The organism is Streptomyces sp. Root1310, from assembly GCF_001426425.1.
Taxonomy (GTDB): domain Bacteria; phylum Actinomycetota; class Actinomycetes; order Streptomycetales; family Streptomycetaceae; genus Streptomyces.
In genome coordinates this window covers 681771-695949 of record NZ_LMEQ01000001.1, presented here as the reverse complement: position 1 = coordinate 695949, position 14179 = coordinate 681771, and the positions used below count along the sequence as shown (strand labels likewise).

Sequence of the window (14179 nt, the reverse complement as noted above, 5' to 3'; positions counted from 1 at the left end):
TCACCGCACTGATCGCTCAGGTGGGCCTGTCCGCGGCCAGCCGCTCCTGGAGCCGAGCGTGCCGGAACTGGTAGACGGGGCCCGTCGCCCGCAGCAGGTTGCGGCGACGGGCGTCCTCCAGGAAGCGCACCAGTCGTACGGGCGTCCCCTGCTCGAAGTGGAGCTGCACGGCGGTGAGGCTGGTGGCGACGGCGAGGTTGCCGACGAGGACCGAGGTGGCGCCGGTCCACAGGGCGGCCGTCAGCGCGAACATCGCTCCGAGGAGCGGGTACTGCGTCCAGGCGATGATCGGGCCGATGTACAGCGCGAGGGCGAATCCGGTCAGCAGCCCGAGGAAGAGCCGGAGCCCCATGTGGTGCCGCCACACGTCCACCGGGCCCACTGACCGGGTGTCCACCACCTGGGGCCGGGCGTACTCCTCCCGCACCTTGTCGTAGCTACGGCCCGAGCCGGCGGAGAGGAACGGGGTGCCGGAGAGGATCTTGTGCCCTCGCCCCGTCACCAGCAGCTCGGAGAAGCCGAAGGGCAGTGTCACCAGGTACAGCAGCCAGATCGGCGGGCCGGGGTCGAAGGCCAGCGGCAGCAGGAGGCAGAGCCCGGTACCCACGAAAAGCCACTGGCCGATGCCGGACCGGACCGTCTCCGGGGTGAAGATGTCGCGCCACCCGGCACTCGACAGCGGCTGCGGCTCGCTGAACTCCGCGACCCGGCGGGCGACACCGTAGCCGCCCCCGATCGCCGAGAGGACACCGATCACGCCTATCAGCGGAGTCGGGTACAGACTCCAGGCCATGACCACGCCGGGCGGTCCGCACACGAGCGTGGACACGATCCATACGGCGATCAGCCGCGGCCGGTGGCCCGTCCAGCCGGGAGTGTGCCACCAGCGCAGATCGCGGGCGCCCTCCTGGTCGAGCCGGGCGGCGAGATACCGGAGCGAGCGTTCGGCCGTCCTGGCGGAGTAGCGCGGGCGGGGGTGTCCGGGGCGACGGGCGTAGGCGGCGACGACCGCGTGATCGAGGAGATGGTTCTCGACGGCGGCGGGGGTCGGGAAGCGGGCAGTGTCGAGCAGTTCGTCGACGGGATCGTCGTCGCCGTAGACGTCGCGGAGCAGGGCGATGGCCAGGGGCCCGGTGAGGGCGGCGGTGAGCGGCCCGGCGGCGAGCGGCCCGGTCTCGTCGAGGAGCCGCCCGGTGAGCTCCCGCCAGGCGGGGGACGGCACGGAGGGCAGCCGGTTCAGCAGGTACCCGGCGGCGTCGGCGGGCCGGACCGGCTGGATCTCCACCGCGAGGGCACCGCCCAGCCGCGCCTTCTTCGCGGTGAGCACGGCCTCCTTGGCCCGCGACACCAGCACGAGCCTGCAGGGCGCCGTCTCCAGCGCGCCGACCATGGCCCCGCGCAGCTTGCCGGTGACCTCGTCGAGGCCGTCGAGGAAGAGGGAGACGCGCCCCTGTTCGAGCAACTGCCGCGCGCGGCCCCGCCCTCCCTTCCCGTGGAAGAGGGTGTACTCGCGGGTCAGCCGGTCGGCGGCCCAGTCGACGGCGCTGTCCTCGCCGGGGTTCCACCCGTCGAGGGAGAGCAGCACGGGAACGGGCACACGAGCCCGGTCGGCGGGTGCGGCCTGCGCGGCCCGATGGACGAGCGCGTCGAGGAGCAGCAGCACGGCGGCGGCGGTCTTCCCGGCGGCCGGCGGCCCGACGAGCAGCAGCCGCCCGGAGGCCAACCCGCCGTACGCGGCGTGCAGTTCGGACAGCCCGCCGCCGTCACGGAGCTGTGCCCGGGTGGTCGCTCCCATCCCCGGCAGCGGCCTGAACCGCGCCCGAGCCGCCCCCTCCGCGGTGGCTGCGACGACCCTGCCCGCCACCTTGCGCTCGCTCACCCGCCATCGCACGGGCAGCGGCGCGGGTTCGAGCAGCCGCCGCAGCCCGGCCTCCTTGTGCCACTGGGCGCCGACGACCCGGGCGAGTTCGTCGGCGGTGGCGTCGAGGGGGTCCACGGTGGTGGCGGCGGTGTGGGCGACGTGGTGATGGATGTTCTGGGTGTTGTGGTCACCGACCTGGAAGGCGGCGGGCCCGTGAAAGGCGTTGCCGGAGACGGAGTTCGCGTCGCGCGGGCCTCTGTCGCCGGGGTCCGACTCGGCGCTGCCGGTCTCGGGACGGGGGTCGCTCATCCGCCGGACCCGAAGTGGTTCTCCTGCCGGTTGTGATCGCCGGTCTGCACGGCGGTGGGCCCGTGAAAGGTGTTGCCGCTGACAGTGCCGCCCTGTGGCCTGTCATCCGCGCCGAACTCCTGTGTCAGCCGCACGAGTTGCTCGACGAGCCGATCCCGCTCCTCCTGGGGGAGGGACTCCAGCAGCGAGGCGAACTCGCCTTGCCACAGCACCGCGTGCACGGCCCGCACCCGCTCCCGGTCGCCCTCGTCGACGGCGCCGAGCACGGCCGCGGTCCGATCGAGCCGGTCCAGCGCCTCACGCTCGGCGTCGGCATCCCCCCGTGCGACGAGCCGAGCGCACCGCACCCGGAACCAGGCCCAGCCGTCCGCCCCTGCCGACTGCACGACGGCCATCCCCCCACCGGCCGCAGCCGCGGTCAACGCCTCGCTCAGCATGTCCGGTCCCCTCCCCGTGGACGCCCCGGCCCGCTGACGCGCGGGCGGGACAAAACGCATGGTACCGACGGGAGTTGGGGGCGGCGGGGCGTTCTGATCACCGGGGGGGGGGAGAATCGCTGGATGACCGGAAACCTGGGGACGTGGTTCGTGCGGCGGACGCCGGTCTTCTGGCTGACGCTCTCAATACTGTCGTGCGTGGGGCTGTTCCTCACCTGGTTCTGGGGCGCGTGGTCCGGCGGCCTGGACGTGGCGGAGACCTGCGCCCTCCTGAAGGGCCAGAAGTACGACGACGCCTACCGCACGGAGCACTGGCGCGAGCCGTCGCGGATCTTCCCCCTGCACAACAAGTGCAACGCCTCGTACGACCTGGTGCCGCCCTGGGTCAACCCGATGCTGGTCCTGCTGGCGTTCCTCGCCGTGGCCGGCCTGATCGCGGCGGTCTGGGCGACGGCCGTCCGGCTGCGAAGGCTCTGGCGGCGGTGGCGGCCGACCTCGGCGCTCTGAGCCGACGGCGAGGGTGGCTGCGTCAGCTCACCCTCACCTGGAGGCGTCTCACCCGACCCTCAGGGTTCTGCTAATTAATCGGAGAGAATGATGTCTGGTCGAAGTGGCGGCAGAGTGCGCGCCCTCACGGGTGCGAGGGCGGCGGCTTTGCTGTTCGCCTCTTCATTTTTTGGGGCCGCGTGTGCGGCGACTTATGATACCGGGGAATTTCCTGAAGGGGCATTCGCGAAGGAGAGTGTGCTTGTCCGGGAGTGGAAAACCGGAGATGCTGTAGTCATCCTGGAAGGTTCAGGGAAGTTTTCTAGTGAATCTCTTCGGTTGGAGTACTTTAACTGCGCTTCGAATGGTGTGCAGAATAAAAGCGGAAGTGGGACCTGGGAATCCGGCAGGGGTAGGCAAAGGACCGAGGTGTTCTTGAAGTTTGACGATGGATGCCGGACCACCCTGTGGGTAGGGGAAACTGGCGATAATACAGTCCTGTGGGGACAGTTTGGCGATGGTGGAATTACCACTCTGCGTTGAAGTGCGATGGTCTCCGTGGTGCAGAAAATGCAGTAGAGGAGCTACTCGGCTGTGCACCCCACTTGTCTACCGCCGCATCGGGGAGGGGCGGTCATGCGTGGCTGGATAAAGGTGCTGCTGGCGGTTGATCGGGCATTGGGGACGGGGGAGCCTCCCACTCGGGTGGAGGTGGCGGTCCCCCGTCATCCCGTGCGTGCCGGTGTGGTCTGTGGGGGAGTGCTGGGGGTGGGGATCGTCTGGGCCTTGTCCGGGTTCGGCGACCCCGACGTTTGGCTCCAGGCGGCCCTGACCGGCGTCGGGGTCGGGTTCTTGGTCTGGGGCGTATGTCGCCTTGCACGGTGGCAGCATGCCTACGACGAGAAAACGGGGAGGGCCGAGGAAGCGCGGCAAGCTGCGGCTCGGAACCGAGTGGAACCGCTGTCGCCGGCTGTGGCCGTACTGCTGTCGCTCGGTGGGTGGGTGGTCGCGTCCGGGGTGTTCTGGGTGATCGGCCCCCGCATGGACATTCCCAGGAGTCTGCCGTGGGCTGCAACGTACGGGACTTTGCTGACGACGGCCAGCGTCGCCGGCGCGTGGCTTCAGCGAAGGCGTCTTCGCGGATTCGAGGTGGGTGACCGGTCGGTCGCGAACCGGGACCTGACCTTCCGTTACGAGAGGGCCTTCCAGCTCTGGTCCTACGGGGCGTCTCATCGGCAACTCGTGCTGCGGGCCGGCGCGGGAGGCGGGTCGGAGGGCGCCGTCGAGATCGAGTTCCTGGATGTGCTGGGGATGAAGGTGAAATCCCGCTATCGCGAGCTTCTGATCTCGCCCGCCCCGGACAACGATCCGCTCGACGAGTTCGTGGACGTTCCGGAGAAGTGCAGGGCCGACTACGTCAAGCTGCTCGTCACGGATGGTTCGGGTGACGGGTTCGTCATCTGTCGGGCTCTGCGCGTCCATGAGAAGTGACGGCTTTGCACTCGAACCACACCGTCTTTCCGCCGGCGGCTGTCTGCGACACTCCCCACTTGTCGACCAACGCGTCCAGGAGGAGCAGGCCTCGGCCGCCTTCCGACTCCGGGTTCGACTTCGCCGGGGTCGGGAGTAGTTCGCCGTAGGCGTCCGTCACCTCTGCCCTGACTCCTTTCTGCTGCTTCAGCAGGAGCAGGGTGCAGCGGCTGTCCGGGACGTGGCGGATCACGTTCGCGATCAGTTCCGTCAGGGCCAACTCCACCGTGTCCGTGAGGTGTTGCAGCCCCCAGTTCTCCAAGTGCATGCGGGCGATCCGGCGGATGTGGCGCGCCGAGTGCTCGCCGACCGTCAGGGTCATGCGGTGCTGCGTGGGGACGGGGGAGGCGTAGATCGAGGGGAAGTATCCGTTCACGGTACGAGGGTGAGCTGCGGCAACTACTCTGGGCTATGGATTGAATACAACCCGTTGTGTTGTGGTGTCGTGGGAGGGCCTGCGTGACCCATATCAATGTTCTCGACCCCGGAGCTTCGCCGCTCGACTACTACGGGTTCGAGCTTCGGCGGTTGCGGGAGGCGGCTGAGCTTACGCAGCGGCAGCTCGGGGACATCCTCAATTACACGGGCTCGCTGGTGGGGCAGGTCGAGACGGCCCGGAAGGTGCCCACCGTTGAGTTCAGTGAGAGGGTCGATGCCGCCCTCGGGACCGGGGGTCTCTTTTCGCGGCTGGTGGAGCTGGTGCTCCGTTCTCAACTTCCCTCCTGGTTCCAACAAGTGGGGGAGTTGGAGGCGCGTGCCGTCGAGATCTGTTCCTTCCAGACCCACATGATCCTCGGCCTTCTTCAGACCGGCGCATACGCGCGTGCGGTGCTCGGCGCGCTGGACCGGAGCAACCTCGACGACCGCACGGCGGTGCGCATGGCTCGCCAGCGCATCTTCGAGAAGAAGGAGTCACCTGTCTTCTGGGCGGTCCTCAGTGAGGCCGCGCTTCATCAGGAGATCGGCGGCCGGGACGTCATGCGCGGCCAACTGGCTCACCTGTTGACCTTCGAGGACGACCCCCGTGTCAACATCCAGATCCTGCCGTTCACGGCCGGAGTGCACGTGGGGCTTCAAGGCTCGTTCGACGTCTACCGCTTCGTCGGCGACCCGACCATTGTCTACACCGAGGGGTACGGCAGCGGGCATCCCACCGCCAACCCGGACACGGTCAAGGACTGCGCGCTCCGTTACGATCATCTTCGGGCCGCTGCCCTCTCCCTCAGGGACTCGGCGGAGCTGATCCGGCGTGTAATGGAGGAACGTTATGGAGCTCAACTGGCGTAAGTCCAGCTACAGCGGCGACCAGGGCGGTCAGTGTGTCGAGATCGCCGAGACGCCCACTGCCGCCATCGCCATCCGCGACTCCAAGACCCCGGCGGGCCCGATCCTCACCATCGAGCCCGCCGCGTTCTCGACGTTCCTCGCCTGGACCGGCGGTGGCGCTACAGGCGCTGAATGATCGTCCCGGTCGCCAGTGCGCCGCCCGCGCACATGGTGATCAGGGCGAACTCCTTGTCCGTGCGCTCCAGTTCGTGCAGGGCCGTCGTGATGAGGCGGGCCCCCGTCGCTCCTACCGGGTGGCCGAGGGCGATCGCGCCGCCGTTGACGTTGACCTTCGTCAGGTCCTGGTCGAAGACCTTCGTCCAGCTCAACACCACCGACGCGAAAGCCTCGTTGATCTCGACGAGGTCGATGTCCTTCAGGGACATGCCCGCCTTGCCGAGGACGGCGCGGGTCGCGTCGATCGGGCCGTCGAGGTGGAAGTGCGGGTTCGCGCCCACCAGGGCCTGGGCGACGATCCTCGCCCTCGGCTTCAGCTTCAGGGCGCGGGCCATCCGTTTCGACGCCCACATGATCGCCGCCGCGCCGTCGCTGATCTGGGACGAGTTGCCGGCCGTGTGGATCGCCGTCGGCATGACCGGCTTCAGACGGGACAGGGCGTCGAGGGAGGTGTCGCGCAGGCCCTCGTCGCGGTCGACCAGGCGCCACATGCCCTGGCCTGCCGCCTGTTCCTCCTCCGTCGTCGGGACCTGGACGGCGAAGGTCTCGCGCTTGAAGCGTTCCTCGGACCAGGCCGTCGCGGCCCGGTCCTGGGAGAGGAGGCCCAGGGCGTCCACGTCCGAGCGGCTCAGTCCCCGGTTGCGCGCGATGCGTTCCGCCGCCTCGAACTGGTTCGGGAGGTCCACGTTCCACTCCTCCGGGAACGGCTTCCCGGGGCCGTGCTTCGAGCCCGAGCCGAGGGGGACGCGGGACATCGCCTCCACCCCGCAGCTGATGCCGACGTCGATGACGCCCGCCGCGATCATGTTCGCCGCCATGTGGCTCGCCTGCTGCGAGGAGCCGCACTGGCAGTCGACCGTCGTCGCGGCGGTCTCGTACGGGAGGCCCATCGTCAGCCATGCTGTCCGTGCCGGGTTCATGGACTGTTCGCCGGCGTGGGTCACCGTGCCGCCGACTATCTGTTCCACGGCGTCGGCCGGCATGCCGGTGCGTCCGAGTAGTTCGCGATAGGTCTCGCCCAGGAGGTAGGCGGGGTGCAGGTTGGCGAGCGCGCCGCCGCGCTTGCCGATGGGGGTGCGGACTGCTTCCACGATCACGGGTTCGGCGGCCATGGGTGCGGATCCCTTCGGAACTAGTACGTGTTCTAGTTCTCTGCTGTGTGCAGTCTGCTTACGTGATGTGCGTCACCGCAAGGGTCTTGCAGCCTCGAGGGTCCTGAACTACCTTCACGGCAATCTATTTCTGATGAACCGTCAGATCGCATCGTCAGATGGCTGGAGCCGCCGATGCCCTGTCCAGCGCTTCCCGACGGGTTCGACTTCACCGATCCCGACCTGCTGCAACACCACGTGCCGCTACCGGAGTTCGCCGAGTTGCGGGTTGCCGAACCGGTCCGCTGGATCCCTCAGACGGGCAATGTCGCCGGCTTCCAGGACGAGGGGTACTGGGCGGTGACCCGCCACGCGGATGTGAAGTACGTGTCCACCCACCCCGAGATCTTCTCCTCCTACCTCAACACCGCGATCATCCGGTTCAACGAGCACATCGAACGCGATTCGATCGACGCTCAGCGGTTCATCCTGCTGAACATGGATCCGCCCGAGCACACACGGGTGCGGCAGATCGTGCAGCGCGGGTTCACGCCCCGGGCCATCCGGGCGCTGGAGGAGCGGTTGCGCAACCGGGCCACGGCGATCGTCGAGAGCGCCCGTGCGCAGGACGGCTCCTTCGACTTCGTCACGTCCGTCGCCTCGGAGCTGCCCCTGCAGGCCATCGCCGAGCTGATCGGCGTACCCCAGGACGACCGCTCCAAGATCTTCGACTGGTCCAACAAGATGATCGGGTACGACGATCCCGAGTTCGCCATCACCGCCGAGGTCGGGGCGCAGTCAGCCGCCGAGATCCTCGCGTACGCCATGAACATGGCCGCCGAGCGGAAGCAGTGCCCCGCCCACGACATCGTGTCGACGCTCGTGGCCGCCGAGAACGAGGGCAACCTCAACTCGGATGAGTTCGGGTTCTTCGTGCTGATGCTGGCCGTGGCCGGGAACGAGACGACCCGGAACGCCACGACCCACGGGATGCACGCCTTCCTCACCCATCCCGAGCAGTGGGAGCTGTACAAGCGGGAGCGGCCCGGCACCGCCGCCGAGGAGATCGTGCGGTGGGCCACGCCCGTCATCGCCTTCCAGCGGACCGCCACCCAGGACACCGAGCTGGGCGGGAAGTCGATCAGGAAGGGTGACCGGGTCGGGCTCTTCTACTCCTCCGCCAACCGCGACCCCGAGGTGTTCGAGCGACCCGACGAGTTCGACGTCACCCGGGATCCGAATCCGCATCTCGGTTTCGGCGGCGGCGGGCCCCACTTCTGCCTCGGCAAGTCACTCGCCGTGCTCGAGATCAACCTCATCTTCAACGCCATCGCCGATGCCCTGCCCGATCTGAGGCTCGTGGGAGACCCGCGTCGGCTTCGGTCCGCCTGGATCAACGGGGTGAAGGAGCTCCGGGTCAGCGCGGAATGACGTGCGGCCGGGAGCCGTCTCACTCCCGGCCTGCTCGCGATCCGCTTCCGGTCCGCTTCCGGTCGAATTCCGGCCTGCTCACGGTCTGCTTCCGGGCCGGCCCGGGCCCGCGCCGCCCTGCCTCGGGCCGCCCCGGGCCGCCCCGGCCCGTCTACTCCCGGCCGGACGCCGTCAGCGCCAGTGCTCCCACGACCACCGCGCCGACCAGCAGCGGGACGGCGATGCCGTAGCGGAGTACCAGCCATGCGCCGAGCGTCGCGCCGACGACCATGGCGATCACCGACGCCGTACGCCGGGGGGACCGGGTGCCCGCGCCGCCGCCCGCCCGGGAGTCCGAGGCCAGGCCGGTGAGGGTCATCGTCAGGACCGTGGTCGTGAGGTCGGCCACGCCGAGTTTGCGTACGGTCGCGTTGCGCAGGCCCATCGCGAAGGCGGTCAGGGCGATGACCGAGTAGACGGTGACGGGGGCGTGGTCCGGAGCGGCGAAGGCCACCACGGCCGAGATGCCGACGAGTCCCGCCTCCGCGGCCAGGGTCGCCCTCGTCCACCTGCGGCGTGAGCCGGTTCCGAGGCGACGGGAGACTCGTCCGCCCATCGCCGCGCCCACCAGGAAGCAGCCCAGCGAGGTCGCCGTGTGCGGGACCGAGAAGCCCGGGGCGCCGGCTGCCGCGAAGCCCAGCACGACGACGTTGCCGGTCATGTTGGCGGTGAAGACGTGGCCGAGGCCCAGATAGCTGACCGCGTCGATCAGGCCGCTGACCACCGTCAGCACGAGCAGGACGGGGACGAGGGGGACGCCCCGTGTTTCGGCGTCCTGCGCGGGCTCGGTCGTCATCGGGCCAGTGGATCACGCGAAGGTGAGAAATCCCGAAGGGCGGATGCGCCGAAGGGCCCGGAAACGCCGGGGGAGAGACGCCGAGGGCGAGAAGTGCCGGGGGAGAGAAACGCCGAAGGCGGCGGCCCCGGGGATCGGGGGCCGCCGCCTTCGACGGTACGGGGGCGCTTGTTCAGCGCGGTGGCGTGGCTCAGTACCAGCCGTTGGCCTGCCAGAAGTTCCAGGCGGCGACCGGGCTGCCGTAGCGGGAGTTCATGTAGTCCAGACCCCACTTGATCTGGGTCTTGGCGTTGCTCTTCCAGTCGGAACCGGCCGAGGCCATCTTGGAGGCCGGCAGCGCCTGGACCAGGCCGTAGGCGCCGGAGGAGGCGTTGGTGGCGGTGACGTTCCAGCCGCTCTCGTGCTTCACGATGTTGGAGAAGGCCTTGTACTGAGCCGCGTTCGGGATCATCTTGTGCGCGATCGCCTGGGCCTGGGCGGCGGAGGAGGTCGTCGCGGCGTGGGCGGGGGCGGCGGACAGCGCCATCCCCGCGGTGGCGGCGGCCACGGCGATGCCGGTGAGGGCCTTCTTCGGGGAAGCGATGCGACGGATGACGGAGACGGACACAGAGAACCTTTTTCTTCGGGAACGATGGCGGTCGCTTGCATGCCGGAGTCACGCGGTGCGTGGCCGCACCGTGTGGTTGCGGTGGGTGGCTGCATGCCGTGGTGCCTGAGCCCGTGGACTCGGTGCACCCTGCGACGTCATCCAGAGAAACAGGATCGAGCGCCGTCCGCAAAGACCCCTTTTGCTAGTTGTGGTCGTATTCGCGAAGTCGGCGCCCCGTGTGAGCTGGCTCTCAATGCCCAGGTCAGAGGCTCTTATGGCATGGGCATGGCGTCCGGTTTGTCCGACTAGGTCAGGTAGTAGGTGATGTGAGTCATGTGGGGTGGTTCACCGGTCAACGGCCCTCCGGAGCCCTCCGCGGGGCCTCGAATGTGACCGCGGTCTCGAAGGCCGCGCGCCGGGTGGCTCTGCGTAGCGCCCTGAGTACCGCCGGGCCGAGGGTGAGGGTCAGCAGGACCGTGACCACCGCCCTGCCCAGGTCCCAGCCCAGCGAGGTCGCCACGCAGTACGCGGCGAAGCGGGCCAGGTTCGCGGGCACCGTCCCGTCCGGGTCGAAGGCGACCCCCGAGGCCAGCGCGCCCATGAAGGGCCACCCGGCCATGTTCATCGCCGTGCCGTAGGCGAAGGCGGCCACGAAGCCGTAGGCCGCGAGGAGGGCCAGTTCGGCACGGCCACGGAGCCGGTCACCGCCCGGCAGCAGGCCCGCGCCCATCGTGAACCAGCCCATCGCCAGCATCTGGAACGGCATCCACGGGCCCACCCCGCCCGTCAGCAGCGCGGACGCGAACATCGTGACCGAGCCGAGGACGAAGCCGAACCCCGGTCCGAGGACCCGGCCGCTCAGCACCATCAGGAAGAACATCGGCTCGATGCCCGCAGTCCCCGCGCCGATCGGACGCAGGGCCGCGCCCGTCGCCGCCAGCACGCCCAGCATCGCCACCGCCTTGGCGCCGAGCCCCGACTCCGAGATCGTTGCCGCCACGACCGCGACCAGCAGCACCAGCAGGCCCGCGAACAACCATGGGGCGTCCTGGGAGTGCGCGTTCAGCGCGGAGGTGGGCGGGGCGAGGAAAGGCCAGCCGAACGCGATCACGCCCACCGCGCTGACCAGCGCCAACGCGGCCAGCGACCGGGGGCCCAGGGGTACCGGACGCCGCCTGGGCCTCGTCATCGCAGCTCCTCCCGTGAGGCGTCCGTGCGTGAGGCGTCCGTGGGTGAGGCGTCCGTGGGTGAGGCCTCGTGCAATGCCTCGCGCACCTGCGCCACCGTGAGCCACTCCTGCGGGGCCAGGATCTTCGTCACCTGCGGGGCGAAGGAGGGGGAGGAGACCACCACCTCCGCCGTCGGACCGTCGGCGATCACCTCGCCGTCCGCGAGCAGCACCACCCGGTGGGCCAGTTCCGCGGCCAGCTCCACATCGTGGGTGGCCAGGACGATCGCGTGCCCGGCCGCGGCGAGTCCGCGCAGGACGGCGACCAGGCGCGCCTTCGCCGCGTAGTCCAGGCCCCGGGTCGGTTCGTCCAGGAGGAGAAGCGGCGGGCGGGCGGTGAGGACGACCGCCAGCGCGAGGGTGAGGCGCTGGCCTTCGGAGAGGTCGCGGGGATGGGTGCCGTCCGTGATGCCGGGGAGCAGGTCCGAGACCAGGGCCCGGCAGGTGCCGGGGGCGGCCCCCGCGTCCCGGTCGGCGGCCGCGCACTCGGCGGCGACCGTGTCGGCGTACAGCAGGTCGCGCGGCTCCTGCGGGACCAGACCGGCGCGGCGCACCAGGTCCCGGGGCGGAGTGCGGTGCGGCACGAGACCGCCCACGTGGACCGTTCCCGCCGACGGCTCGACGAGGCCCACGAAGGTGTTGAGCAGCGTCGACTTCCCGGCGCCGTTGCGGCCCATGAGGGCGACGGTCTCGCCGGGCAGCACGGTGAGGTCCACCTCGCGCAGCGCCTGGACGCGGGCCCGGCGCACGGAGAGGGAACGGGCCTCGGCGGGTGCCGCGGGGGCGGCCGGCGCGGGGGGAGGACGGCGGAAGCGGCGCCGGGCGGGAGGATCCGCGGAGGGCTCGGCCGGGAGCCCGGCCGGGAGCCCGGCGAGGCGATCGGCCGGGGCCGCCGGGGGTGTGTCCTGCCTCCGGGGAGTTTCCCGCCCTTCCAGGCGTTCCCGCAGGTCACCGGCGCGTCGGCGGGCGTCCCGGACGGTCAGTGGCAGCGGGGACCAGCCCGCCAGCCGGCCCAGGCCCACCACCGGTGGGAAGACCGGGGACACGGCCATCATGTCCGCCGGGGTGCCGAGCAGCGGGGCCGCGCCCGGGGACGGCAGCAGGGCGACCCGGTCGGCGTACTGCAGGACGCGTTCCAGGCGGTGTTCCGCCAGCAGCACCGTCGTACCGAGGTCGTGGACGAGGCGGAGGAGGACGGCGAGGACCTCCTCGGCGGCCGCCGGGTCGAGCGCGGACGTCGGCTCGTCCAGGACGAGGACGCGCGGATGCGGGGTGAGGACCGAGCCGATCGCGACCCGCTGCTGCTGGCCGCCGGAGAGGGTGGCGATGGGGCGGTCACGGAGGGCGGCCAGACCGAGCAGGTCGAGGGTCTCCTCGACCCGGCGGCGCATCACCGCAGGCGACAGGCCCAACGACTCCATGCCGTAGGCGAGTTCCTCCTCGACGGTGTCCGTCACGAAGTGCGAGAGCGGATCCTGCCCCACCGTGCCCACGACGTCGGCGAGTTCGCGCGGCTTGTGGGTGCGGGTGTCGCGGCCGGCGACCGTGACGCGGCCGCGCAGGGTGCCGCCGGTGAAGTGGGGGACCAGGCCGGACACCGCGCCGAGGAGCGTCGACTTGCCCACACCCGACGGGCCCGCCAGGAGCACGAGTTCACCCTCGGGCACGGTGAAGTCGACGTCCTGGACGGTGGGTTCGTTGGCACCGTCGTACGTCACGGAGACGTTCTCGAAGCGGATCACGACGGCTCCTTGGAGAGGAACGCGGGCAGCAGGCCGAGGAGTACGGCCGCCGCGGGCCAGAGCGGGAGGGCGGGGGCGGTCAGCGGGACCACTCCGGGGTGCAGGGCAGCCGGGTCGGCGGACGCGGCCACCGTGAGGAGGGCCGCGACGGCGGTACCGGACGCGGCGGTGAGACCCGCCCGCGGGGTCCAGCGGTCCGGGCGGTAGCGGGTGCGCGGGGAGCGGCGGCCGCCCAGCCGCAGCCCGGCGAGGGCCGCGACGACCCCGGCGAACAGCACCGGGAGGCCGTAGCCACCGCCCGCCGCGGTGAGCAGGCCGTACGTTCCCGCGCAGACGCCGAGCAGACCGCCGAGCGTGAGGGCGGCGGTCGTCCGGCGGACGGGGGCGGGAACATCGGCGGTACGGCCGTAGCCGCGGGCGTCCATCGCGGCGGCGAGGGCGACGGAGCGTTCCAGGGCGCCCTCCAGGACCGGCAGGCCCACTTGGAGCAGGCCGCGCAGACCCGTGTCGGGGCGTCCCCGGAGACGGCGGGCGGCGCGCAGCCGGTGGACGTCCGCGATGAGGTTCGGGGCGAAGGTGAGGGCCACGACCACCGCCACCCCCGTCTCGTACAGGGCGCCGGGGAGTGTCTTGAGGAGACGGGAGGGGCTGGCCAGGGCGTTGGCGGCACCCACGCAGACGAGCAGGGTCGCCAGTTTCAGGCCGTCGTAGAACGCGAAGAGCAGTCCCTCGGCCGTGACCGCGCCGCCGAGCCGGATGCCCTGCGCCCAGTCGGGGAGCGGGACTTCGGGGAGCGTGACGAGCACGTGCGTGCCCGGGATCGGGGAGCCCAGGGCGACGACGAAGACAAGGCGGATGACGAGAACGGCGAGCGCGAGCTTGAGGAACGCGGAGTAGGAGCGGGACCAGGGAGTGTCGGGGCGGCACGTGGTGACGACGTAGGCGGAGACGGTGAGGAGGAGTCCGAGGAGGAGCGGGTTGGTGGTGCGGGTGGCGGCGGTGCCGAGACCGAGGGCCCAAAGCCACCACGCGGCAGGGTGGAGCGGGGTGGGCTGTGCACGGCGGCCGTCGGCCTTCCAGCGGTCAGCCCTCGTACGGCCAGCCATCCGACGGCCAGCCATCCGACGGTCAGCCATC

At 70.5% G+C, this 14179-nt stretch carries 14 protein-coding genes; 5 read left to right on the top strand and 9 right to left on the bottom strand.

The features are described from left to right. Positions 1–16 precede the first annotated feature (16 nt). Together ASD48_RS03170 and ASD48_RS03165 are read right to left on the bottom strand one after the other, a co-directional pair. Positions 17–2170 carry a hypothetical protein gene (locus ASD48_RS03170; RefSeq protein WP_057599802.1) on the bottom strand — a complete coding sequence of 718 codons (2154 nt, stop codon included), beginning with the start codon at positions 2168–2170 and terminating at the stop codon, positions 17–19. Next, the gene (locus ASD48_RS03165) at positions 2167–2607 is read right to left on the bottom strand and encodes a hypothetical protein (RefSeq protein ID WP_057599801.1); all 441 of its coding nucleotides are present in this window, start codon (positions 2605–2607) and stop codon (positions 2167–2169) included. Before ASD48_RS03165 ends, ASD48_RS03170 begins: the two co-directional genes overlap by 4 nt. Positions 2608–2730: 123 nt before the next feature. On the opposite strand from ASD48_RS03165, the gene ASD48_RS03160 reads away from it, so the two are divergent. Continuing rightward, on the top strand, positions 2731–3114 hold the full coding sequence (locus ASD48_RS03160; protein ID WP_057599800.1) for a hypothetical protein: 384 nt from the start codon (positions 2731–2733) through the stop codon (positions 3112–3114). A 615-nt stretch (positions 3115–3729) separates the two neighbouring features. After that, entirely contained in the window at positions 3730–4584 is an 855-nt protein-coding gene (locus ASD48_RS03155; RefSeq protein ID WP_157880589.1) for a hypothetical protein, read from the top strand. On the opposite strand, the gene ASD48_RS03150 is transcribed toward ASD48_RS03155, so the two are convergent. Beyond that, positions 4550–4999, bottom strand: coding sequence for an ATP-binding protein (locus tag ASD48_RS03150; RefSeq protein ID WP_057599798.1), 450 nt, complete (start codon positions 4997–4999; stop codon positions 4550–4552). The genes ASD48_RS03155 and ASD48_RS03150 overlap by 35 nt on opposite strands. Positions 5000–5082: 83 nt before the next feature. Between ASD48_RS03150 and ASD48_RS03145 the strand changes: the two genes are divergently transcribed. Together ASD48_RS03145 and ASD48_RS03140 are read left to right on the top strand one after the other, a co-directional pair. Further along, positions 5083–5910: a helix-turn-helix transcriptional regulator gene (locus ASD48_RS03145; protein WP_057599797.1), complete on the top strand. Its 828-nt coding sequence runs from the start codon at positions 5083–5085 to the stop codon at positions 5908–5910. Further along, positions 5891–6085, top strand: a complete 195-nt coding sequence (locus ASD48_RS03140; RefSeq protein ID WP_057599796.1) for a DUF397 domain-containing protein — start codon at positions 5891–5893, stop codon at positions 6083–6085. The genes ASD48_RS03145 and ASD48_RS03140 overlap by 20 nt, the downstream gene beginning before the upstream one ends. Here ASD48_RS03140 and ASD48_RS03135 read toward each other — a convergent pair. After that, positions 6069–7238 carry a steroid 3-ketoacyl-CoA thiolase gene (locus tag ASD48_RS03135; protein ID WP_057599795.1) on the bottom strand — a complete coding sequence of 390 codons (1170 nt, stop codon included), beginning with the start codon at positions 7236–7238 and terminating at the stop codon, positions 6069–6071. The genes ASD48_RS03140 and ASD48_RS03135 overlap by 17 nt on opposite strands. Before the next feature lie 174 nt (positions 7239–7412). Between ASD48_RS03135 and ASD48_RS03130 the strand changes: the two genes are divergently transcribed. Beyond that, positions 7413–8648 carry a cytochrome P450 gene (locus ASD48_RS03130; protein ID WP_057599794.1) on the top strand — a complete coding sequence of 412 codons (1236 nt, stop codon included), beginning with the start codon at positions 7413–7415 and terminating at the stop codon, positions 8646–8648. Positions 8649–8799: 151 nt separating this feature from the next. Here ASD48_RS03130 and ASD48_RS03125 read toward each other — a convergent pair whose 3' ends face one another. The 5 genes from ASD48_RS03125 to ASD48_RS03105 form a co-directional block, all read right to left on the bottom strand. Beyond that, the gene (locus ASD48_RS03125) at positions 8800–9483 is read right to left on the bottom strand and encodes a YoaK family protein (RefSeq protein WP_057599793.1); all 684 of its coding nucleotides are present in this window, start codon (positions 9481–9483) and stop codon (positions 8800–8802) included. A gap of 190 nt (positions 9484–9673) precedes the next feature. After that, positions 9674–10090, bottom strand: coding sequence for a transglycosylase SLT domain-containing protein (locus ASD48_RS03120; protein ID WP_057599792.1), 417 nt, complete (start codon positions 10088–10090; stop codon positions 9674–9676). 334 nt (positions 10091–10424) lie between these two features. Next, positions 10425–11261 carry an ECF transporter S component gene (locus ASD48_RS03115; RefSeq protein ID WP_057599791.1) on the bottom strand — a complete coding sequence of 279 codons (837 nt, stop codon included), beginning with the start codon at positions 11259–11261 and terminating at the stop codon, positions 10425–10427. After that, positions 11258–13042 carry an ABC transporter ATP-binding protein gene (locus tag ASD48_RS03110; protein WP_057599790.1) on the bottom strand — a complete coding sequence of 595 codons (1785 nt, stop codon included), beginning with the start codon at positions 13040–13042 and terminating at the stop codon, positions 11258–11260. Before ASD48_RS03110 ends, ASD48_RS03115 begins: the two co-directional genes overlap by 4 nt. Beyond that, positions 13039–14148 carry an energy-coupling factor transporter transmembrane component T gene (locus tag ASD48_RS03105; protein WP_242432487.1) on the bottom strand — a complete coding sequence of 370 codons (1110 nt, stop codon included), beginning with the start codon at positions 14146–14148 and terminating at the stop codon, positions 13039–13041. Before ASD48_RS03105 ends, ASD48_RS03110 begins: the two co-directional genes overlap by 4 nt. Between the last annotated feature and the right edge of the window lie 31 nt (positions 14149–14179).